Raw genomic sequence first — 1627 nt, 5'->3', positions numbered from 1 at the left:
GGCAACCAGTTCACCGGCAGACACACGCGGCCGTTGCCGGTTGAGGTGCTCTTCGAGCGGACGTGTCGCGAGTACGGCATCACCGCGCGGTTGACGAGCTTGTCAAGATGTCTGTGTAAGAACGTGACTCCTGATTTTCTTGTGGTCCGTGGGTTTAGCCGAGGTGCGGTTCGATCCGGTCGGGGTAGGCCAGAGCGAGCTGTCCGAGGGCTTGCTTCCAGTTGGTGACGACCTGTCCCTCGACCAGTCGTCCGAGGGCCTTACGGGGCTGTGACCGCCTGGTCCCGCGTTCTTTGAGGCGTTGAGCGGCTCGTTTGTCTTCGATGTCGCAGATGGCCAGCCACAAGAGTTTGCGGACCGCGATGTCGTTGGGGAAATGTCCGCGGTTCTTGATGACCTTGCGGAGCTGGTAGTTCAGCGACTCGATCGAGTTGGTGGTGTAGATGACTTTGCGCAGCTCGGGCGGGAATGCCAGGAAGGGGATGAACCGATCCCAGGCTCGGTCGAAAGCCATTGCCGCACTCGGATATTTGGCGCCTAGTTCCGAGTCGCGGAAGGCTTCCCACTCGCGGCGGGCGGTCTCGGCGTCGGGGGCGGTGTAGATCGGTTTAATCGCCCGAGCGACGTCTTTGCGGTCTTTGTAGTTCACGAACCGCATCGAGTTGCGGATCAGATGCACCACACAGGTTTGCACGGTGGCCAGCGGCCAGGTCGCCTCGATCGCTTCGGGGAATCCGGTGAGCCCGTCACAGCACACGATCAGCACGTCCTTGACGCCGCGGTTGGCCAGATTCGCACACACCCCGGCCCAGAACTTGGCGCCTTCTTCGGCCTGTATCCAGATTCCCAGCACATGCTTGACGCCGGCCATATCGACGCCAATAGCAATGTGGGCGTGCTTGTTTCGGACATGGGCGCCGTCTTTGACCTTCACCACCAGGGCATCAAGGTAGATGACGGGATACAACGGCTCCAGCGGCCGGTTCTGCCATTCATCGACCGCGTCGAGGACCTCGTCGCAGATCTTCGAGATCGTCTCGTGCGAGAGATCGGTGCCGATCGTGGAGGCCAAATGGTGTTGGATGTCGCGCAACGTCATGCCGCCGGCGTAGAGCGAGATGATGATGTCGTCGAGGCCGCCGAGGCGGCGCGAGCCCTTCGGGACCAGCCGCGGGGTGAACGTGCCGTCACGGTCACGAGGAATGTTCAGCTCGACCGGCCCGGCCTCCGAGGCCACCGTTTTCGGGCTCGACCCGTTACGGGCGTTGGGCAACTCCCGCCCGGCCGGATCGCCCTTGGCATAGCCGAGGTGATCGGTCAGCTCGGCCTTCAGACCGCGTTCGAGGGCCAGTTTGATCAGACCTGGGATCAACCCGCCTTCGCCGGTGATCTGGATCTGGCCGGTATCGATCTGGGCGAGCAGCTCATCGACCATGCCCGAGGCCTGTAATGCCTCGGCGACTTCCGCGGTCGAGCGCGGCTCGGCCAGTTCAGGCAACTGCTCGTCGTCGTGGCCCTGCTGCTTGTCGTCTAACGCCATGCTCATAGATCTTCCTCTCACTGATGAGCACTGGACTTACACAGACCATCTGACGTTGATGATGGTAGAGCTCAGTTCGGGGGTGTG

1 protein-coding gene is annotated in these 1627 nt (G+C 62.0%); it reads right to left on the bottom strand.

Features of this window, described 5'->3' with window-relative positions:
• Positions 1-154 precede the first annotated feature (154 nt).
• Complete coding sequence (locus ACWETB_RS23820; protein WP_045540970.1) at positions 155-1546, bottom strand: IS256 family transposase; 1392 nt, start codon at positions 1544-1546, stop codon at positions 155-157.
• Positions 1547-1627 lie beyond the last annotated feature (81 nt).

The organism is Gordonia sp. NPDC003950 (assembly GCF_053605205.1).
Note: the sequence above shows the minus strand (reverse complement) of the source record. Positions and strands in the feature narration are given on the sequence as shown.